This window comes from Ottowia thiooxydans (genome assembly GCF_040548795.1).
GTDB lineage: Bacteria > Pseudomonadota > Gammaproteobacteria > Burkholderiales > Burkholderiaceae_C > Ottowia > Ottowia thiooxydans_A.
The window spans coordinates 376,310-396,214 of record NZ_JBEPSH010000003.1; the positions used below are offsets into that span (position 1 = coordinate 376,310).

Sequence of the window (19,905 nt, forward strand, 5' to 3'; positions counted from 1 at the left end):
GCTCAGTGAGACCGGGACAGTGAGCTTCACGCTCAGAGGATGACCCCGCCTACCGGTTTCAGGGGTTCAGGCAGCGCCTGCTCCCCAGACGCGCGCAGCATATCTATCTCGATCACACGGCACATGGCGTCCAGCGGCAAGTGATGCGGGCGCACACCAAAGGGTTGTTCGATCTCGTCACCCAGGGCATCCAGCCCAAAGAACGTATACGAGACGATCGCCACCACCACGGGCGTCATCAGGCCAATGACGTCTACCAGGCCGAAAGGCAATAGCAGGCAGTACATGTAGGCCGTGCGGTGCAGCAATAGCGTGTAGGCAAAAGGTATGGGCGTTGAAGCAATACGTTCGCAACCAGTCTGTACACCAGCCAAAGCAGCCAGGGTCTTATCCATTTCAGCTGCCAAGGGAATCGGCAGTCGGTCTTCACGGACCCAGCGAGAAAAAACCTGCGTATTCAAAGTGAGCAGTTCATTGCCTGGGTTGAACCGTGCAGTGACTTGAGCCTGCTCTGGCGCCCCAATCCATTGGGTGAGATCGGCTTTGGCATCGAGACGGCGGAGCTGACACCGCAGCGCATGGGCAAACGCGACGGTGCGAAAAAGGACCAGACGACTCTCCTCGGCTTGCGCCGCCCCATCTATCTTCACCCAGGCTTGCTGGCGAGCCAGGTTGCGAGATTGGTGGATCAATTCACCCCATAGTTTGCGCGCTTCCCAAAAGCGGTCGTACGCGGTGCTATTGCGAAAGCCCAGAAAGATGGCCAGCGCGAGCCCCATCAATGTGAAAGGCACCGGGGTCAGCGTGACCTTCCACGAAAACAAGAGGCCGTGCGTGATTGTCACGAGGACAGCCAGCCCAGTGCAGACAGCAATGCTCGGGGCAATGCGGGGCAGGACCGAGCCTTTGATAGCAAAGAAAAGGCCGATGGCATTCGGCCGCTCAAGCAAGATCAATCTACACCACCACCGGCTCCGGCTCCAGCCGGATACCAAAACGTTCATAAACGCTGGTCTGGATGGCTTTGGCCAAGGTCATGACCTCGCCGCCCGTGGCCGGATTTTCCAGGCCACCCCTGTTCACCAGCACCAGCGCCTGCTTCTCGTAGACAGCCGCATTACCCACCTGCTTTCCCTTCCAGCCGCAGGCATCTATCAGCCAGCCGGCGGCGAGCTTGATGCTGCCATCGGCCATGGGATAGTGCACCACCTTGGGGTCACGGCCAATGATGTCCTGGCACTGCTCTGGCGTGACGGTCGGGTTCTTGAAGAAGCTGCCGGCATTGCCGATGACGGCGGGATCTGGCAGCTTGGCGCGGCGGATGGCCACAATCCAATCGTAGATCTGCCGGGCGCTCGGGTTCAGAACGCCCTCCTCCTGCATGCGCCGCTCGATATCCAGATAGCCCAGCACAGGTTTCCATGCCTTGGGCAGGGCAAAGCGCACACGCAAAATGAGGGTGCGCCCTCCCAGCCCCATACTGGGCGGGGCATAGCCACTTTGGCTGGGAATGGCCGGTGGGTGCTTGAACACGGAATCGCGGTAACCGAAGCCACATTGGGCGGCGTTCAGGCTAAAGAGCTCACCCGTGGCCAGATCGATGCCGTCAAGTGAATCGAAACGGTCCTGCAACTCTACCCCGTAGGCGCCAATGTTTTGCACCGGTGAAGCGCCAACCGTACCGGGAATGAGAGCCAGGTTTTCCAGACCGGGCAAGTTGTGATCCAGCGTCCAGGTTACAAAATCGTGCCAATTCTCGCCAGCGCCAGCCTCCACGATCACGTGGCGCTCGGTTTCCCGCACCACGCGGCGGCCAAGCACCTCCGCTTTCAATACCAGCGATTTGACATCACCCGTCAGCACAATGTTGCTGCCGCCACCCAACACGAACTTGGGTTGACCGGCCAAACTGGCATCAGCCAGCACAGCCTTGACATCATTTTCATTGCGCACTCGCACAAGGGTGGCAGCACGCGCGGCTATGCCGAAGCTATTAAGCGGCTGCAGGGGGACGTTTTGCTCCACGAACATGGGACAATTGTCGCATCGCGTCCGCACAGTCGCTTATTTCGGCTTATTCAGTCATGACCATTGAGATCGCACCTGAAGCGCGCAAGCAAGCAGTGACTTCGATCATGCGCTATTTCGAAGAAAACATGGAAGAGTGTATCGGCAACATCGCGGCAAGCGGTCTGCTTGGCTTTTTCCTGGAAGAAGTCGGCCCTTTGGTCTATAACCAGGCGGTGGCAGATGTCCAGGAGCGCCTTCAGCAGCGTGTCTCAGAACTCGATCTGGAAGTGCACGAGGACGAATTTCAGTATTGGCGCAAACGCCAACGCCCCATCAAGTAAGCCCAACAAAAGGACCCCAACATGCCCTCATTCGATACCGTCTGCGAACCTGAAATGGTGGAAGTCAAGAACGCGGTGGAAAACACGGCCAAGGAAATTGGCACCCGCTTCGATTTCAAGGGTACTTCTGCCGCCATTGAGCTCAAAGACAAGGAAATCACCCTCCTGGGTGACGCTGATTTCCAACTCCAGCAGGTCGAGGACGTGCTGCGCAACAAGCTCACCAAGCGCAATGTGGACGTGCGCTTTCTTGATAAGGGCCCAGTCACCAAGATGGGCGGCGACAAGGTCAAGCAGGTGATCACCGTCAAGAACGGCATTGCCACGGAAGACGGCAAGAAAATTCAGAAGATCATCAAGGAAAGCAAGCTGAAGGTGCAAGCTTCCATCCAGGGCGATGCGGTACGCGTCAACGGTACCAAGCGAGACGACCTTCAAGCCGTGATGGCCTTGCTGCGCAAGGAAATGGCCGACTTGCCGCTGAGTTTCGATAACTTCCGGGATTAATCGGTTTTTTTCATTGCACAAGGTGTGTTTCAGCCCAACTGAAAACTGATACAGGGGAACCCATGAAAGGCAAGTGTCTTTGCGGCGCCATCGAAGTCGTGGCCAATGATCAGCAAGAAGTTGGCCTGTGCCATTGCACCAATTGCAGGCGCTGGTCGGGCGGCCCCATGTTTGCAGTCCACTGCGGATCACAAGTGGAGTTCAGTGGGGCCGAACCCGTGCGCTACCGCTCCTCTGACTGGGCAGAACGCGGTTTTTGCCCCACCTGTGGCACACACCTGTTCTATTTCCTCTTGCCGGCCAACGAATACATCCTGACTGCCGGGCTGTTTCAGGACCGTGCGTTTGAGCTAACGAATGAGGTTTTTGTGGACGAACAGCCGCCCTTTTATGCGCTGAAGAATGAGACCAAAAAATTGACCGGTCAGCAAGTGTTTGATCAGTTTGAACCTGAGGCATGACTCTGGCCATGCTCCATCGCTGCGCTCCGGTTGTTGCATTGTTCGCGTTGCTGCCAGGCGCCAACGCATTCGCTCAGACCACGGTTTCGCTGCAGGGAATGCTGGGTAATCGGGCGCTGCTTATCGTGGACGGTGGGGCACCGCGCAGTGCGGCACCTGGAAGCTCAGTAGGCGGGGTGCGCGTCATTTCAACCAGTGGCAATCAGGCGGTGGTCAGCATTAACGGGCAGGAGCGCACCCTGCGCGTGGGAGAAACGCCGGTCAACGTGGGTGGTGCACCCATCACCGGTAGCGGTGACCGCATTAGCCTGTCCGCAGACAGCCGGGGGCACTTTGTGACCATGGGCAGCATCAATAACCGGCCGGTACAGTTCCTGGTGGATACCGGCGCCTCCAGTGTGGCACTGGGCAAAGCTGAGGCTGATCGCCTGAACCTGGACTACAAATCAGGCAACCCTGTGCGCATAAGCACCGCCAACGGTGTGGCAGAAGGTTGGCGCATGAGGCTGCACAGCATCCGGGTGGGTGATGTCACTGTGTATGACGTAGAAGCCGTCATTACACCCATGGCCATGCCCGCCGTGCTACTGGGTAACAGCTTCTTGAACCGCTTCAATATGCGCAGAGACGCAGACCAGATGACCCTCAGCAGGCGCTGACTCTACGTCTCTTGTCCTCCCTACCCACAGTGGAAGGGACGGTCTCCAGGCTTCAGGCTTGCGCTGCAGTCACCACGATCTCGATCTTCCAAGCCGGATCTGCAAGCGGGGCCTGCACGGTCGCGCGAGGAGGCGCGTTGCCAGGAGCCACCCAGGCGTCCCAGACTTCGTTCATGGCGGCAATATCTGCGATGTCGGTCAGAAAGATCTGCGTACGCAGTATGCGGGTCTTGTCGCTGCCGCAGGTGGCCAGGTGATGATCAATCTGCGCCAGCACGTCTGCCGTTTGGCCACGGATGTCTGTGGCGCCGTTCTCGGGAACCATGCCTGCCAGATAGACCACGCCATTGAAAATAGCCGCCTCTGAAAGGCGTGGGCCCATGCCGATGCGTTGGAGTTCGCTCATTTCTTACTTTTCTTTCCTAGCTTTGATTCTGTGCCCGCCATCAGGCGGTTGATGTTTTCACGGTGGCGGTAGATCAGGAAGACCCCCATCGCGGCCATCGCCAGTGTCTTGGCGCCAGCAGAATTCCACGCCACGCCGTCACCCATCAAGTAGTACGCGGGTGCGAACAACGCAGCTACCATGGAAGCGAGCGAGGAATAGCGAAAGAAAAACGCAATGATGAGCCACGTAGCCAGCGTAGCCACGCCCAGCAAGGGCTCGAATGCCAAAAGAACACCGGCCGCTGTGGCCACGCCTTTGCCACCCGCAAAACCGAAGAAAACCGGATACAGATGTCCCAGAAACGCCGCAACCCCCACAAGGGCTTGCGTGCCTTCCCCGAGACCATAGGACGCGCCAAACCATTTGACGAGCATCACCGGCAACCATCCCTTGGCGGCGTCCAGCAGCAAGGTCACGATGGCCGCGGCCTTGGACCCAGAGCGCAGCACATTCGTAGCACCGGGGTTTTTGCTGCCGTAGCTACGGGGGTCGCTCAGCCCCATGAGTCGGCTGACGATAACGGCGAAGCTAAGCGAGCCAATCAAATAGGCAAGCAGCGCTGCAAGCAAGGGCCAAAGTGTTTGCACAGTCTCTCTTATTTCTAAAGTTATGACGGGCTACAACGCCCCTATACAGGCTGCAGATCAGCCTGCTCCCATCCCTGCATCAATTTCTCAATTTCTGGAGATGTCCCTACTGATGTTTTCGTAATTCATGACAACCAACCTATCACCGTTCACGCTGAGCCTGTCGAAGCGCCGCGCAAGGCTTCGACAAGCTCAGCCCGAACGGGTGTTTGCTCAGCGCAAGCGGGTATTTGTCATGATTTATGAAGATCTCAATAGCACTTATCCAATAATAACTACAAGCAGAGCCTATAGATCAATAGCGCACTGGACAGGCTTGGCGTTCAACACTTGAACGCACACCTGCGGGTCTATGCCAATCAGGTAGCCACGCCGTCCACCATTGATCGCAATTCGGGGTAGCGCCAGTATGGTTTCTTCCACATACACAGGCATGGCGCGCCGCGTTCCAAAGGGTGAGGTGCCGCCCACCAGAAATCCGCTATGGCGGTTAGCGACTTCTGGCTGACAGGGCTCCACGGATTTGGCGCCTATCTGGCGCGCAAGGTTCTTGGTCGACACCTTGCGGTTGCCATGCATCAGCACGATGAGTGGTTTGGCATCCTGGTCCTGCATGACCAAGGTCTTGACCACGGTAAACGGATCGAAACCCAGCACCTCGGCGCTGTGTTCTGCCCCGCCGTGTTCCAGGTATTCGTAAGGATGCTCCGTGAATGCCACTCCTTGCGCCCGCAGCAGCGCGGTAGCGGGTGTTTCACTGACGTGGCTGCGTTTGCTCATGACTTCTCATTGTGCAGGGTCGCGCATTTCCAGACGGATATTGTCTACCTCCGCCAGCAGTTCTGGCGAGAGTTGAGTGTCCCACGCGTCCAGGTCTTCCTCGAGTTGCGCCATGGTGGTCACGCCGATGATGGTGCTGGCCACGCGCCATGAGCGGTAGCAAAAGGCAAGCGCCAACTGGGTGGGCGTCAAACCATGGTCGCGCGCCAGTTGGTTGTACCGGCGAGACGCATCCAGCGCCGCAGGCAAGCCCCAGCGCTGGCTCTTCATGCGTTCGAACAGACTCATGCGGCCCACGGGCGCGTCTGCGGCGTGAATTCCGGTGGCGTCATACTTGCCGCTGAGTAAACCAAACCCCAGCGGAGAGTACGCCAGCAAAGCCACATCCAACCGATGGCAGGTCTCGTCCAGACCGTTGTCATAGGCGCGTGAGATCAGGCAGTACGGGTTTTGAATTGTGGCCACACGGGGCAAGTCATGTTGCTCGGCCAGGCGCACAAATTCGTGCACGCCATACGGCGTTTCATTGGAAAGGCCGATGTAACGCACTTTCCCGCTCTTGACGAGCTTGGACAGGGCCTGGAGTTGTTCTTCGATGGACGTAGCGGACTTTTCGCGCTTCGGGTCGTAATACATGCTCCCAAAGGCCGGGACATGGCGCTCTGGCCAGTGAATTTGATAGAGATCAATCACATCCGTCTGCAGCCGCTTCAAGCTGGCATTGCACGATGCTTCAATATCTGCCGCCGTCAGGCCCTGCCCTGCACGTACCCAGGGCATACCGCGCGACGGCCCTGCCACCTTGGTGGCCAGCACGATCTTCTCTCGCATGCCAGGTCGGGCCTTCAACCAATTGCCGATAAAGGTTTCCGTACGGCCGTAAGTAGGCTCGCTTGGCGGCACGGGGTACATCTCGGCCGTATCAAGGAAATTGACACCGCGCTCGATCGCACGGTCCATGATGGCATGCGAAGTGGCTTCTTCGACCTGTTGGCCAAAGGTCATGGTGCCAAGACAGATGGGGGTCACGCGCAGATCACTGCGTCCTAGGGTGATGGTTTGCATAGAAGTGAGAGCTGAGTTCAAGCTTGGCGGCATCGTACCGCTTTCCAAATTTGGATAATGGCGCAATGTACCAAGTCACGCGCCCCTCTCGCAGCGAATTCGTTCCCGTCCGTTTTCACCGCTATCACGTCAGACGTTGGGGCAACGCCAATTCAGACCCAAACAGCGCCCTGCCCCCTCTGGTGTTGGTGCATGGATGGATGGATGTAGCCGCATCCTATCAATTCATGGTGGACGCGCTTTCCCCTGAATTTTTCGCGGGCCGCACCATCATCGCACCGGATTGGCGAGGCTTTGGGCAGACCACCGGCCCAGCCACCGATCACTACGAATTCCCGGAGTACCTGGGCGATTTGGAAGTACTTCTTGACCACTATGTGGGCGATCAGCCCATAGACCTGGTTGGCCACAGCATGGGCGGTAATGTTGCCTCCATGTATGCCGGCGTACGCCCTACCCGTATTCGGCGCCTGGTCAATCTGGAAGGCTTCGGCATGCCCGCCACGCAGTCGGACCAGGCCCCTTCTCGCTATGGAAAATGGATTGACGAGATCAAAAGTTTGCACGCGGGCAAAGACATGCTGCGAACCTACGAGAACGAGGCTGGTGTCGCTGCCCGCCTGATGAAAACCAACCAACGCCTGCCCCAGGACAAAGCCGACTGGCTAGCCCGCTACTGGTCTGAGCCGCGCACCCAGGCCGATGGCAGCACACGGTGGGAGATCCTGGGAGATGGCGCCCACCGCATCACCACCGCGCAGCTTTTCCGCGTGGAGGAAATGGTGGCCTTATACAAGCGTATTACCGCCCCGATGCTGATGGTGGAAGCCTCTGATGGCAGTCTGAAAGACGCATGGAGAGGTCGCTACACACAAGCCGAGTTTGATGAGCGCATCGCCCACGTGCCGAACTTGAAGCGTGAGCGAATTCAAGATGCTGGTCACATGCTCCACCATGACCAGCCTAAGGTTTTGGCGGGGCTGCTTGAAGCATTTCTGACTCCCCCCTGAGTCGCTTACGCGCCTTCCCCCTCAGGGACGCAGCCAGCGGCCTGGGGAATGAGACTCCCCCTGAGGCGCTAACGCGCCTTCCCCCTCAGGGGGACGCAGCCAGCGGCCTGGCAGAGCCAGCTCCGCGGCTACTTCCGCATGGCCTGCTCCGCGGCCGTCTGATCTTGCCACCTCTCCTTCTCCCTCTCCCGCGTGCGGGAGAGGGAGAAACTCCGATGTCGAACGACCGAATGAGTCAATGTGCGCTTGACTGCACCTGAGCCGCCGCTTGCGCGTCAAACACTGGCGGCGCGCAGGCTGGCCTTGATCTCCTGCAATGTGTCACGGTGGTGCGAGACAAGCGCTTGCAGTGCATGCGTTGAATTTTCGATGCCGTCGAGCGCTTTGCCATATCGCGTGAAGACCGTTTCAAGACAGTGCGTCAATTGCAGGTGAACAGCCTTTTGCAGCGCATCGTGCAAGTGCTCGTGGCTGACGACTTTGGTCGCCTGACTTGGTGGGCTTCCATCGACCGCAGGCAGATCCGGGCTGGCATCCACCACCACGTAACCAGAACCGGGGGGTAGTTCGATAGCCAGATCGTCCTCAACACCAAGCGCCTCAACCTCATAATCACCGAGCTGGGATGCAAGCTCGTTCGCCAAGCTCTCCTGCAACAAGGCTTGAAGCGCGCCACACAAACCGCGGACATCCAACGCAGACTCATGCTGTTCCAGCAGGCGCGGCACTTCAGACGCCACTTGGCGCCACACCAAAGTCGTTATGCGCGTTTGAAGGGCCTGAAGGCGTTCGCGCTCCTGCAACAGCTGCCCCAGCAGCTGCGACAACTCTGGCAGCAGCCGGGACCCAAGCGCACCCAGCACGTTTTCTTCCAGGTGATGCAGCAAAACTTCAGCGGGTTTGCGCTGTTTGTACGCCAGCGCGGGCTCAACCAAGTCCACTAAAGCCGCATAGAAATCTGTAAAACCGCCTTGCGCCAGAGCTTCTTCGGTCTCACCCTGCTCACGCGCCACGTGGGCAGAGACGGACACAGGCGGCTTCAGCAAGGAAGTGGCCACATCCATCTGCCGCAGCTTTTCCTGCGCGCGCAGGTGCACGTCACCTTCCTGCAGCCGGCGATTGGCCGGGGTCTTGCTTCGCAACAGCTTGACAATCTCGCCATCAACTTCGTCTTCTTCTATGACATCACTGCGCGTGATGACGGGCAAAAGAGGTTTGTGACGATGCAGTTCACGAGAGAGTTCGCCGAGCTCTTGCACTTGCCCCGGTGAGGTGGAGCTGGTCAACCATAGAACGGCATCGGCGCTGTCAGTGAAGTTTTGGGTGAGTTCAGCGTTCTCAGGCGTGACGGAATGAAGGCCTGGAGTGTCGAGCAGCACCAGGCGCTGTCCCAGACTCACGCCCTGCACACGGGCTGTGGTTTCTGTCGCACCCTCATCAAGAGCCTGCGCAGTCCAGACGACGCGCCCGTCTTCCAAATGAAAATAGGCGACAGACCTTCCATGCGCGGCGAAGCGGCCAGCCAGAAGATTGCACAAAGAACTTTTTCCAGCGTTGAACTTGCCAAAGACCAGCAGCATGACCTTGTCATCGAAGGCTTGGCTAAGCCTCTGCGCTGGTGCCAGCGCCGTCCATTGCCTCTTCCAATCTCCGGCACTCTCCGTTACCAGGGCGTTGATGGATTCGATCCGCGTCAGTAGCGCATGACCTCCCCGCAAAGACGTTGGTCTCTGGAGTTGATGCTGGTTCAATGCCCTGGCTAGAGAAGACAACCAACTGTTCAGCGCTTGCGTGACATCACTTAGGTCAGCCTGGGTCAGCTCGATGCCGTCCGCCGCTTCGATGAGGCGCAGCTCATTGACGCTGGCTTGGCTCATGCAGTTGATCCACCAGACATTTCAAGCGCAGATGCCCGTGCTTCGAGCGTCTCCAGAGCCACCAGCGCCCGCTGCGCAGCATCTACCGCACCGGCAGCAGCAGAAATTTCTGCAGCCAGTTCCACCCGGTCCGGCGACAACTCAAAGTAGCGCGCAAACTCGCATTGCATTCTCGCGCGCCCCGCTTCCTCGCAGAATATCTGGTTCAGATCCTTGCGGTACTTCACATAGACCCCCATCACGGCAACCATGACGTTGTCCAGGCTGCGCACAGAGGTTCTCTGTGCCTGCGGCAGCTCGGAGACGCCGTGTTTGATGAGGACTGCATTGATCTCAATGCAAGCTTTCGAATAGCCCACCTGCAGCCGGTTGCGCTCCCGCTTGCCAGGCGTCATCTTGAACTGCTCGGCAAAGGAATCAGGTGTCAGAGAATGGTCAGGGCCGGGAACATCGATCAGGGCCCGAATATCAAGCGCGACTTTGTCCAGCACCGCCAGTAAATCGAAATCAAACCGCTGGCGCTGCTGTGTTTGTTGGGCACGCAGGTCGCAAACCCGCGCAAGCCGTTCATCAACGAGTTGAGTCAATTCGCTGCGGACGTCACCTAAGAGCAGTTGCGCTTCGTGCGCGCGAGCAGATGGCACGCGTTCCAGCGCACCCTGCAAAACCCGCTGCAGCGCGGGGATGCCACTGCGCTCCAGCAGCAGCGTCTTGCCGCCCTCAACGCCTTGTCGATACCGCGTACTGGACACCGGATGCACCCCGAAAGCGGGTGCCTGAGACCCGATGGTATCCGCCACTTTGCGGTACTGATCGTCACTGGAGAGTTGATCAATCTGTGTCAACACCAGCAGCGTCTGTCGCCCGTAGCGCAAGCCGTCGCAGTGCAGCGCTTCAAGCAGCGTACGTTCACTGGCGTCCAGTTCGCCCTCCTTGACTGCGTGCACGAACAAACGAATGTCCGACTCCAGCCAGGTGGCCTGCAGCGCATGTTCATCATCGACCGAGCCCACGTCAGCGTCGAGCCCGGGGGCATCCAACCACTGCACGCCCTGGTGCACGTGAGCAGAAAGCTCAACCGTCTCTCGCTTGTCAGCAACTGCAAAAGCGGTATGGCCAATCAACTCATTGAGAAGACGGCTCTTGCCGTGGTTGTACTTGCCTATGACAGTGACCACGGGTGGCCGCGTCCTGTCCGCCAAAAGACCCAGCCGCGCCAGGTCGTGTGCGCGCCCCGGCAACACTGCTACGACAGCCCCAGAGTCCTGGAGAAGGCGCCGAGTTTGTTCTTGGTCTGGACGGTCAGGAAAATGCATCATCGGTTGATGTCAGTGCCCGCCCGACGAAGCGGCGCCCGCGGTCGAGTGGTTGAGCTTCAGGGCCAGTACGGCGATCGCTGCGCCGATGAGCGGAACGGCCAGCGCCAGGAAGAACCCATTCGGACCGCCCCAAGCCAGAAAGCTGCCGCCTATGGCGGAGCCCACAATGGCGCCCGTGCGACCCATCCCGATGGACCAACCGGTGGCAGTGGCGCGCAAAGCCGTGGGATAAGCACCCGCGATAAGGTAGTTCAGTGCAATCTGCTGGCCACCTATACCGAAGCCAGCGGCTCCTGCGAGTGCGAAAACGAGCGGCCAGTTCTGACCGGCGAAGCTCAAGCCGATAGCAACCGCAATGCCGCAGGCGAACATCACCATCAGCAGGCGGCGAGTATTGATGCGTGGCAACAGGAACGACAACGGAATGGCACAGATGATGAACACAGCGTTGACAATAACAGTACCGAAAGGCGCTTCTGACGCAGGCAGGCCGCCGGCCTTGAGCACGGTAGGCAACCATGACAGCAGCATGAACCAAGCCACCCAGTTCAGCAGGTAGATGGCCCAGATGGCAGTGGTGTTGCGCGCATTGCCGTCTGCAAAAAGCGCGCGCACGCTGGCCCGTGCTGTAGACGATTCCGGAACCGTGAACCGCGCGTTGGCCGGCAGCGGATGGCTGACAATCTTCGCAAGAATTCTGGCAATGTAGCGCTGGCCCGTAGAGTCCCCACGCGATGCACGGAAGTACAGCGACTCAGGCAGCAGGAAAGCGAGAAATGCCAACATGACCAGCGGCACGCCGCCGCCAACGATGAAAATGCCTTGCCAGCCGATCACGGGCAGCATGCGCGCGGCCAGCAAACCGCCTAGCATCGCGCCAGCAGGCAAGCCCAGCAGTACGCCAGTCATGATCGCGCCGCGGTGACGGGCCGGGCCATATTCCGCTGCCAGCGCCAGCAATACTGGTGTGCAACCGCCCATGCCAATGCCCGCGATAAATCGCAGGATCAGGATGTGATTGGTATCGGCGGACCATGCAGTGCCCAGCGTCGCGCCGCCAAAAATCGCCAGGCTGATCATGATGGTCGGCCGCCTGCCGAGCTTGTCGCCCAACATACCGAGCGTCATCGCGCCCAGGGTCATGCCAACGATGCCGGCCGTCAAAATAGGCGCCAGCGAGCCAGGTGGCAGATTGAAGGCAGCCAGGATGGCCGGCCCCGTGAACGCGATGGCTTGAGTGTCGAAACCATCAAACAGCGCGATGAGAAAGCACAACGCGATGACGCGCCATTGAAAAGCACCCATGCGTTCGTTGTCTATCAACGAAGGTATGGTGAGTTGAGAAGCAGTGGTCATTAAACAGTCTCCAGAACAGTTTGCCGCCCACCCTTGGAGAGGGTGGGGTTCAGTTTTTCTTGCTGATGGGGGGCGCGGTGTGGGTTAAGCCACGCTCACAAGATGGACGATGGGTGTTTGGCCAGAGGCGTCACGGTGATCTTCATGAAGGGAAACAGCGGCAATTTGCTCAGCGTGTCGTGCAGTTCGTCATTGCTGGCCACATCGAACACGCTGTAGTTGGCATACTCGCCCACCACGCGCCAGAGGTGTGGCCACTTGCCCGATTTCTGCAAAGCCTGCGAATAAGCTTTCTCTTCTGCTTTGATGCGCGCGGCTTCTTCGGCCGGCAGAGATGCCGGTATGTCAACGATCATGTGAACGAGGTAGAGCATGAATGTCTTGAGTAGTTAAATGGAAGGCACCGATTCGGCGAGGAAAGTTGCCAGGGCATGCTCAAAGGCTTGCGGCGCTTCGAGATTTGAGAGATGCGATGCCGGTACTACGGCAAGCTTTGAGCCTGATATGACAGCGCACATGGCCTCGGCGTCGGCCACGGTCGTTACCGGATCTGATGCGCCGGCGAGAAGCAAGGTTGGCGTGGCGATTCGCCCGATGCTGCCCCGCAGATCGGATAAGGCCAAAGCTTCACAACACGCGGCATAACCCTCTGGCGCGATGCCGCCAAGCCAGCCCTGCGCAAGCCGAACGACTTCTGGATGGCTGCGTATGAATTCTTCAGTGAACCATCGGCCAGGCGCTGAATCAGCAAGGGTTTGCATCGCGCCTGCGCCATTGGCACGTACCGTGGCAGCGCGTTCGCTCCATCCCTGAGCTATGCCAATCTTGGCCGCACTGTTGCAGACAGCGATGGCATCGAAACGGTGGCCCGCATGCACACCTAGCCAGAGTCCGGTGTGACCTCCCATGGAGATGCCGCAAAACGAAGCCTTTTCGATGTCCAAGGCATCGAGAATCGCCAACACGTCCGCACCCAGATCGTCGACGTTGTAGGGCCCAGGGGTCACCGGACTGCCACCGTGGCCCCGTGTGTTGTAGCGGACCACGCGGTAATTCTCCGCAAACGTCGCAGCCTGTGCCTCCCACATTTCCAGCGTCGTACCCAGCGAATTGCTCAGGATTAATGTGGGCAACGAGGCATCGCCATTGATGGCGACACGGAACTGGCCGCGAACCGTGGGCAAGAAGAAAGGTGATGCGTGTTGTTCAATCGTCATGGTTTGCCGTCTTTTGGCGAGTGTTCACGGAGCGATCACAGCTGCAGGTGAATGCATCGGCAGGCGCCTGCACTTGTCCTGGTCAACCTTGATCGCCACCGCCCACGGGAAGCACGGTGCCGGTGATATAGGACGCGCGGTCCGAGGCCAGGAACAGAATCGCTTCGGCCTGCTCGTCCAGCGTTCCATAGCGCTTCATCAGACTGCTGGAGACGGTTTGGTCCACGATCTCCTGGTACCAGATCTTCTCCTGGCTGCTCTGCTCGGCCGGGTTGCGCGGCACGCGGCGCGGCGGTGCTTCTGTTCCGCCTGCTGCCACCGCATTGATGCGAATGCCCCGGTCGCCGTTTTCAAGCGCCAGGCATGCGGTCAATGCATTCACTCCCCCCTTGGCTGCACCGTAAGGAACGCGGTTGACGCTGCGCGTAGCGATGGACGACACGTTGACGATGGAACCCTTGTTCACTTCGAGCATGTAGGGAAGCACTGCCCGGCAACCCCAGAGCGTGGGGAACAACGATCGACGCACTTCAGCTTCTATTTCTTTTGGCGCGTAATGTTCATAGGGTTTGGCCCATATCGTTCCGCCCACGTTGTTGACCAGGATGTCAATGCGGCCGTACTTGGCGTGGGCCTCGGCTGCCGCTCGCTCGGCGCCTTCGAACTGCTCCAGGTCGGCCTCGATGGCAATCACGTCCGTGAGCTTCTCCAGGCTTGAACGCACTTCGTGCACCAATGGGGAACGGTCCACCAACGCAAGGCGTGCGCCCTGCTGGGCGGCGAGTTCGGCCACGCGTTGTCCGATGCCCTGCGCGGCCCCGGTGACGATCATCACCTGGCCTTCAAAAGTCTTGCTCATATTTTTTCTTCAGTTCGGGCCGCCTATGAATCGTTGGCGGCAAAAAGGTCGTAGCGAGAAATGCGCGGGTTTGATGTTCAGAAACTTCGAAACCCTTGGCACCGAGGACACCGTGGGCCGCCGTCGCACAAGGGAAGGCAGATGTGAACACGCAGCTACTGAGCAATCAGATAGCAGCGCGTAGCCGCGTCCAGCCGCCCACTTCCGGGCGACAAGTCCTCACCTTCGATAGGCCGTGCGAGCTCCTGGTTGACCCAAAAAATCCGGCGGGTTGAAGCCGCTTCAGCCTCAGGCTGCCAGGCGCGGGCGGTCGACGATCTGGTTGTCTACGCCGTTGACCAATGCGCTCAGCTTGATGTCGAAAACGATCTCGGAGAATGGGCCAGTCAAACCCTCTTCCTTGATGCGCGCTTCATCGGTTTGCTCTACCAGTGGTGGCACCAGCCCGTCCCGGGTGGCGTAAGCAAAATCGTCATACACCAGCGGGTCTCCGTCGATGTTGATTTGCGTTGTCAGCTTGCGGTGTCCGTCGGCTGTGACGAAGAAATGTATGTGCGCCGGACGATTGCCGTGGCGACCCAGCTGGTTAAGCAGCGCCTGCGTTGGGCCGTCTGGTGGGCAACCGTAGCCCATGGGCACGATGCTCTGGAACTTGTAGCGGCCGTCCGCATCTGTGACGATGGTGCGGCGCATATTGAAAGGCTGCTGCTCTCCGGTGGGGTCGAAGTGCGAGTAGAAGCCCTTGGTGTTGGCATGCCAGACTTCCACAGTGGCGCCGCTCACCGGCTTGCCATCTGCTGCGTAAACAGTGCCGTGCATGATCAGCGTGTGACCCTGCTTGTCGCTGCCGTCGTCCAAACGTGCAAAGCCTTGCTCGACCGGGGCACCTGCCACATACAGCGGCCCCTCAATGGTGCGCGGCGTGCCATCTGTAACGCCTAGCGCTGCGTCTTCGGCATCCATGCGCATGTCGAAGTAGCGGTCCAGACCCAGGCCAGGTGACAGCAGTCCTGCTTCGCTGCGCGTGCCGAGCTGGTTAATGTAGGCCACGCCCGCCCAGTATTCGTCCGATGTGATATTCAGATCTTCAATGGTCTTGAACAGGTCGGACAAGATGCGGTGGATGATCTCTTTGGTGCGCGGGTTTCCGCCGTCTTGCTTCAGGCCACTGGCCAGGCGGAGGAAGTCCTGCACTTCGGGTGTGTTGAAGATTCGAGTCGTCATGATGGTCTCCGTTTCGTGGGGTAAATGCTTGAGAGGTCGTGAGGTCGGCTGCTGTGATGTGGACGGTGTCCAATGGCGCCGCTGCGCTCAGACAGCCGGTGTCGCTGCGGGTCCAACCACCTTGCGTGGCCGGTCGCGGCGAAAGTGCAGCACGCGGTCTTCGTCGAGCTGGATGCCCAGCCCTGGCGTTGTGGGCACTGTCAGATGGAAGTCCTTGTACTCCAGGGGCTGCGTCAGGATCTCCTCCGTCAGCAGCAGCGGGCCGAACAGCTCCGTTCCCCATTGAAGCTGCCTGAAAGTCGAGAAAGCGTGCGCAGATGAAATGGTACCGAAAGCCCCCTCCAGCATGGTGCCGCCATAAAGCTCAATCTGCGCTGCATCGGCGATGGCCGCCACGTGCTGCGCCGCCTGCAACCCGCCCGATTGCTCGGTCTTGATGGCAAAGACATCTGCGCCAGCGTTGCGGGCGATGGCAAAGGCCGTGGCCGGACCCATCAAGGATTCGTCTGCCATCACGGCGATGGGGAACTTGCCTGTCAGCCGTGCAAGCGCATCGACACTGGCCACCGGCTGCTCGACCAGTTCGCAGCCGGCATCAACCAGGCCGGGCAGACCATGGTGGGCTTCCAGCTCTGTCCAGGCCATGTTGACGTCCACACGCACCGAGGCCTGATCACCCAGCGCTTTTTTGATGGCGGCCACGTGCGCGACGTCTTCGCGTACAGATTTACGACCAATCTTGAGCTTGAAGATCTGGTGGCGGCGCGTAGCCAGCATGTTCATCGCTTCCTCGATATCGCGGCCGGTGTCGCCGGAGGCCAGTGTCCAGGCGACTGGCAGCCGATCACGAAGCCGCCCGCCCAGCAGTTCAGAGACAGGCAAGCCCGTACGGTGGCCGAGCGCGTCGAACAATGCCGTCTCAACGGCGCACTTGGCGAAACGGTTGTCGCGTATGCCCTTATGCAGGCGCGCCATCAATGCAGGTACGCGGTTGGCGTCGGCGCCTATCATTTCCGGTGCAAAGTAGGTGTCTATGGCAAGCTTCATGCCTTCAGGCGACTCGCCGCCATAGGCCAGACCGCCAATGGTCGTGCCTTCGCCGATACCGACCGTGCCGTCCGAGCATCGAACACGGACCAGCATCAGTGTCTGGCCGCTCATGGTCGCCATCGACAATTTGTGCGGGCGGATGGTGGGCAGGTCAACCAGCATGGTTTCGACCTTGTCAATGACGACGGACCCGGTAGCGGCGGCAAAGCCTGGATTCTCCGGTTGACATGAATTTTGTTGCATGAAGCGAATTGGACGCCAGCACCCCGCATGCAATCCAACACCAATTTGGTCTAGCTCGATACCTTTTTGGTATTCTTTGGCAATTAATATCTAAAGAACAAGGACTTGCGATCTCAGGATACAGGTCCTAGTGGTTTTCCCTTATGGATCTACGCCAACTACGTTATTTTGTCGCCGTGGCCGCCACGAGGAACTTCACCCGTGCTGCGGAGCAGATGCATATCGCTCAGCCACCGCTGAGTCGGCAGATCCAGTTGCTTGAAGAAGAACTAGGCATTCAACTGATATTGCGCAACAGCCGGCCCGTGCGCCTGACTGAAGCTGGCCGCATTTTTCACGAGCAGGCGTTGCAGGTACTGCACCGTGTCGAGCAAATGAAAAACAGTGCCAAGCAGTCAGCACTCAGCCTGCGTCAGTCCATTTCAATAGGCTTTGTTGCCTCTACTCTCTATGCCGGGCTTCCCATGCTAATCCGGATGTTTCGCCAGCGGTACCCGGAGACCGACGTTCATCTTGTAGAGCTGGGCTCCATACAGCAAATCACCGAGCTGAAATCTGGCCGCATCGATCTGGGCTTTGGCCGCATCCGCAGCCGCGACACCTCGGTGGCACGCACGGTATTGCACGAAGAAAGGCTGGTGTTGGCCGTGCCACCCAGCTCACCACTGGCGACCACGCCGCAGAACCTGACTCTGAGGGACTTGGGAGATCAGAGGCTGATCGTCTACCCGAAAGAGCCACGTCCGAGCTTCGCTGACCATGTCATCAGCCTGCTGCACGACCAAGGTATACCGCTGGCTGAAATACACGAAGTGCGCGAACTGCAAGCGGCCCTGGGCCTGGTCGCAGCGGAAATGGGCGTGTGCATCGTGCCAGCGGCTGCACGATTACGCTCGGACGTGGTCTACCGGTTGATCGCAGATGAGCAGGCCACCTCGCCCATCATCCTCAGCCATCGGCTGAACGATGACTCCTGGTATGTGGTGGCGATCAAGCAGTTCATAGCAGAGATGTACGCTCAAAATCCGTCATGGCTCGTCTTTGAGACCAATGGCTTCTCGCCGATTCAAGAGATTGCAAAAAATGACGAGCACATGCTCTCACCTTTGGGCCCTCCATTGAATTCACCGCCGTTTTCACCGTAGCTGCCAACTCCTGAGTCAATCCAGGCGTCGGACGCAGACCGCACTACTCTGCTGAATCTGCATTCCTGGCCTTGATGCGCTCCAGCCTGTAACTCATCTGCGGCCGCGTCAGCCCCAACATGCGCGCAGCCGCAGAGAGGTTGCCTTCGCTGGCCTGCATAGCCGCTTGAATCAGCTCTGACTCCAAATCCTCCAGGTTGACGCCCTTGCCAAGCGCCTCTCGGGCCACCGTGGCAGCCGGCCCTCCCTCGCTCCGCTCCAGCCGCCCCGCCTGATTCACCGTCATCTCGCTGCGGCGTGGCAGGGATGGAAACAGATGACATGCATCGACCATCTCACCAGCACCGGCCAGGATCACCCCCCGCTCCACCAGATTTTCCAGCTCGCGTACGTTTCCAGGCCAATCATGGTGCCGCAACGCATCCAGCGCGCGATCTGTAAATCCCGGAACGGCCTTCTCATGCAAGCTCGTAAAGCGTTGCAGAAGATGCAAGGCCAATGGTTCGATGTCTTCTGGACGCTCCCGCAGTGCCGGTATGGGGATGGGGTAGACATCTATGCGGTACATCAGGTCCTGACGGAAGCGCCCGCTTTTCACGGCCTCCACCAAGTCGAGGTTGGTGGCAGCCACAATGCGCACATTGACCTTGCGGACCTGCGTGGCGCCCAGCCGCTCGACTGCGCCATCTTGCAATACACGCAGCAGCTTCGCCTGTGCCGGCAGGGGCAACTCTCCCAATTCGTCCAAAAACAGAGTGCCACCATCAGCGCGCTCGAACCGGCCAGGCCGGCTGCCTGTTGAGCCTGTATAGGCTCCTTTCTCTGCGCCGAATAGCTCTGACTCGATAAGATCGCCTGGCAACGCGGCGCAGTTGACGGCAATGAAAGGTTTATCTTTACGGGCGCTCATGGCATGCAAGCCACGGGCGAAGCGCTCCTTGCCAACCCCCGTCTCGCCAGTGAGCAGCACAGTGACGTTGGTAGCAGCGGCTTTGCGGAGCAAATCCAAGGCCGCATTGAAAGCACGCGAATGGCCCACTAACGGCCCCAGATCATCAGCAGCCTGCAGGCTGCTGCGCAGTGACTGCACCTCTGATGCCAAGCTTTCCAGCTTGAGCAGCAAGGAGTCCGCATCGTAATCACGCGAGAGCTGTTCGCCATCAGGCCATTCGGCTACCGGTCGCCCTTCTATGCGGCAACTCGCTGCGCCGCAGGCTTCACAAGCCACCTCCTTATAAAGGATGGGACGCCCCATAAAAGCGCTTGTGTATCCGGAGGCATACCCCAGCAACATCCAGCATACGGGTTCGGCTTGCGGACCGAAATCTCGCACGTGGGTTTCCACCTCCCACGAGTGATCCCAACGAAAAATTCCGTGAAAGCTGCCGGCTTCAGGATCAAGGTTCAACAACTCCGGGGTTACCTGAACCGATCCTTCCAGCATATGTAGTTGAGGCCCCACCGCAAACATCTCTTGCAACGGCCGGCCTGTGCGGATCTGGCGGGCCAGAGCGGCATCTTGCTCCCCAGCGGCAAACCCCGCGCGAAGCAACAACCTCCGCGTGGCATTGGGTCCGATCGTGTTGATCAGCTCTCGCCGTAACGAGCTAAGGGCCGCGGCGTGTACCAACACCATGCGCTGCCCGGCCAGCCAGATACGGCCGTCGCCGCTTGAAAACTGAACCAACCGACGCAAGTCACGATCACTGGGCAATTGTGGGGTAGCCATATTTTTATCGATATTTTT

At 59.1% G+C, this 19,905-nt stretch carries 21 protein-coding genes; 6 read left to right on the forward strand and 15 right to left on the reverse strand.

The window, feature by feature from the left end; translation table 11 throughout:
• Positions 1 to 32: 32 nt before the first annotated feature.
• On the reverse strand, positions 33 to 1,004 hold the full coding sequence (locus ABIE13_RS08600; RefSeq protein WP_354442716.1) for a bestrophin family protein: 972 nt from the start codon (positions 1,002 to 1,004) through the stop codon (positions 33 to 35).
• On the reverse strand, positions 958 to 2,031 hold the full coding sequence (gene murB / locus ABIE13_RS08605) for a UDP-N-acetylmuramate dehydrogenase (RefSeq protein ID WP_354442717.1): 1,074 nt from the start codon (positions 2,029 to 2,031) through the stop codon (positions 958 to 960). The genes ABIE13_RS08600 and murB overlap by 47 nt, the downstream gene beginning before the upstream one ends.
• Before the next feature lie 53 nt (positions 2,032 to 2,084).
• On the opposite strand from murB, the gene ABIE13_RS08610 reads away from it, so the two are divergent.
• The 4 genes from ABIE13_RS08610 to ABIE13_RS08625 all read left to right on the forward strand — a co-directional run bounded on the left by ABIE13_RS08610 (position 2,085) and on the right by ABIE13_RS08625 (position 3,978).
• Positions 2,085 to 2,351 (forward strand): DUF2164 domain-containing protein, encoded by a 267-nt coding sequence (locus tag ABIE13_RS08610; protein ID WP_354442718.1) that lies wholly within the window; start codon positions 2,085 to 2,087, stop codon positions 2,349 to 2,351.
• 21 nt (positions 2,352 to 2,372) lie between these two features.
• Positions 2,373 to 2,858, forward strand: a complete 486-nt coding sequence (locus ABIE13_RS08615; protein WP_354442719.1) for a YajQ family cyclic di-GMP-binding protein — start codon at positions 2,373 to 2,375, stop codon at positions 2,856 to 2,858.
• A 62-nt stretch (positions 2,859 to 2,920) separates the two neighbouring features.
• Positions 2,921 to 3,319 (forward strand): GFA family protein, encoded by a 399-nt coding sequence (locus tag ABIE13_RS08620; RefSeq protein WP_354442720.1) that lies wholly within the window; start codon positions 2,921 to 2,923, stop codon positions 3,317 to 3,319.
• Entirely contained in the window at positions 3,316 to 3,978 is a 663-nt protein-coding gene (locus ABIE13_RS08625; RefSeq protein ID WP_354442721.1) for a retropepsin-like aspartic protease family protein, read from the forward strand. The genes ABIE13_RS08620 and ABIE13_RS08625 overlap by 4 nt, the downstream gene beginning before the upstream one ends.
• Positions 3,979 to 4,030: 52 nt before the next feature.
• Here ABIE13_RS08625 and ABIE13_RS08630 read toward each other — a convergent pair whose 3' ends face one another.
• The 4 genes from ABIE13_RS08630 to ABIE13_RS08645 form a co-directional block, all read right to left on the reverse strand.
• A complete protein-coding gene (locus ABIE13_RS08630) occupies positions 4,031 to 4,384 on the reverse strand; it encodes a RidA family protein (protein WP_354442722.1) in 354 nt (117 codons plus the stop codon).
• Entirely contained in the window at positions 4,381 to 5,013 is a 633-nt protein-coding gene (gene plsY / locus ABIE13_RS08635) for a glycerol-3-phosphate 1-O-acyltransferase PlsY (RefSeq protein ID WP_354442723.1), read from the reverse strand. The genes ABIE13_RS08630 and plsY overlap by 4 nt, the downstream gene beginning before the upstream one ends.
• A 288-nt stretch (positions 5,014 to 5,301) precedes the next feature.
• Entirely contained in the window at positions 5,302 to 5,793 is a 492-nt protein-coding gene (locus tag ABIE13_RS08640; protein ID WP_354442724.1) for an aminoacyl-tRNA deacylase, read from the reverse strand.
• 6 nt (positions 5,794 to 5,799) lie between these two features.
• Positions 5,800 to 6,858, reverse strand: coding sequence for an aldo/keto reductase (locus ABIE13_RS08645; RefSeq protein ID WP_354442725.1), 1,059 nt, complete (start codon positions 6,856 to 6,858; stop codon positions 5,800 to 5,802).
• A 65-nt stretch (positions 6,859 to 6,923) separates the two neighbouring features.
• Between ABIE13_RS08645 and ABIE13_RS08650 the strand changes: the two genes are divergently transcribed.
• On the forward strand, positions 6,924 to 7,868 hold the full coding sequence (locus tag ABIE13_RS08650; protein WP_354442726.1) for an alpha/beta fold hydrolase: 945 nt from the start codon (positions 6,924 to 6,926) through the stop codon (positions 7,866 to 7,868).
• Between the two features lie 275 nt (positions 7,869 to 8,143).
• Here ABIE13_RS08650 and ABIE13_RS08655 read toward each other — a convergent pair whose 3' ends face one another.
• From ABIE13_RS08655 to ABIE13_RS08690, 8 genes are all read right to left on the reverse strand, one after another.
• A complete protein-coding gene (locus ABIE13_RS08655) occupies positions 8,144 to 9,745 on the reverse strand; it encodes a dynamin family protein (protein WP_354442727.1) in 1,602 nt (533 codons plus the stop codon).
• On the reverse strand, positions 9,742 to 11,064 hold the full coding sequence (locus tag ABIE13_RS08660) for a GTPase (protein ID WP_354442728.1): 1,323 nt from the start codon (positions 11,062 to 11,064) through the stop codon (positions 9,742 to 9,744). The genes ABIE13_RS08655 and ABIE13_RS08660 overlap by 4 nt, the downstream gene beginning before the upstream one ends.
• A 9-nt stretch (positions 11,065 to 11,073) precedes the next feature.
• A complete protein-coding gene (locus tag ABIE13_RS08665) occupies positions 11,074 to 12,420 on the reverse strand; it encodes an MFS transporter (RefSeq protein WP_354442729.1) in 1,347 nt (448 codons plus the stop codon).
• A 95-nt stretch (positions 12,421 to 12,515) separates the two neighbouring features.
• Entirely contained in the window at positions 12,516 to 12,794 is a 279-nt protein-coding gene (catC, locus tag ABIE13_RS08670) for a muconolactone Delta-isomerase (RefSeq protein WP_354442730.1), read from the reverse strand.
• 15 nt (positions 12,795 to 12,809) lie between these two features.
• Positions 12,810 to 13,637 carry a 3-oxoadipate enol-lactonase gene (gene pcaD / locus ABIE13_RS08675; RefSeq protein WP_354442731.1) on the reverse strand — a complete coding sequence of 276 codons (828 nt, stop codon included), beginning with the start codon at positions 13,635 to 13,637 and terminating at the stop codon, positions 12,810 to 12,812.
• Positions 13,638 to 13,719: 82 nt separating this feature from the next.
• On the reverse strand, positions 13,720 to 14,496 hold the full coding sequence (locus ABIE13_RS08680; RefSeq protein WP_354442732.1) for a 1,6-dihydroxycyclohexa-2,4-diene-1-carboxylate dehydrogenase: 777 nt from the start codon (positions 14,494 to 14,496) through the stop codon (positions 13,720 to 13,722).
• Positions 14,497 to 14,784: 288 nt separating this feature from the next.
• Positions 14,785 to 15,720, reverse strand: coding sequence for a catechol 1,2-dioxygenase (gene catA, locus ABIE13_RS08685; protein ID WP_354442733.1), 936 nt, complete (start codon positions 15,718 to 15,720; stop codon positions 14,785 to 14,787).
• A gap of 87 nt (positions 15,721 to 15,807) precedes the next feature.
• Positions 15,808 to 17,013 carry a muconate/chloromuconate family cycloisomerase gene (locus tag ABIE13_RS08690; RefSeq protein ID WP_354442734.1) on the reverse strand — a complete coding sequence of 402 codons (1,206 nt, stop codon included), beginning with the start codon at positions 17,011 to 17,013 and terminating at the stop codon, positions 15,808 to 15,810.
• A gap of 143 nt (positions 17,014 to 17,156) precedes the next feature.
• Here ABIE13_RS08690 and ABIE13_RS08695 point away from each other — a divergent pair, with 143 nt between their 5' ends.
• Positions 17,157 to 18,158 carry a LysR family transcriptional regulator gene (locus tag ABIE13_RS08695; RefSeq protein ID WP_354442735.1) on the forward strand — a complete coding sequence of 334 codons (1,002 nt, stop codon included), beginning with the start codon at positions 17,157 to 17,159 and terminating at the stop codon, positions 18,156 to 18,158.
• Between the two features lie 43 nt (positions 18,159 to 18,201).
• On the opposite strand, the gene ABIE13_RS08700 is transcribed toward ABIE13_RS08695, so the two are convergent.
• Positions 18,202 to 19,887 (reverse strand): sigma 54-interacting transcriptional regulator, encoded by a 1,686-nt coding sequence (locus ABIE13_RS08700; RefSeq protein ID WP_354442736.1) that lies wholly within the window; start codon positions 19,885 to 19,887, stop codon positions 18,202 to 18,204.
• Positions 19,888 to 19,905: the final 18 nt, after the last annotated feature.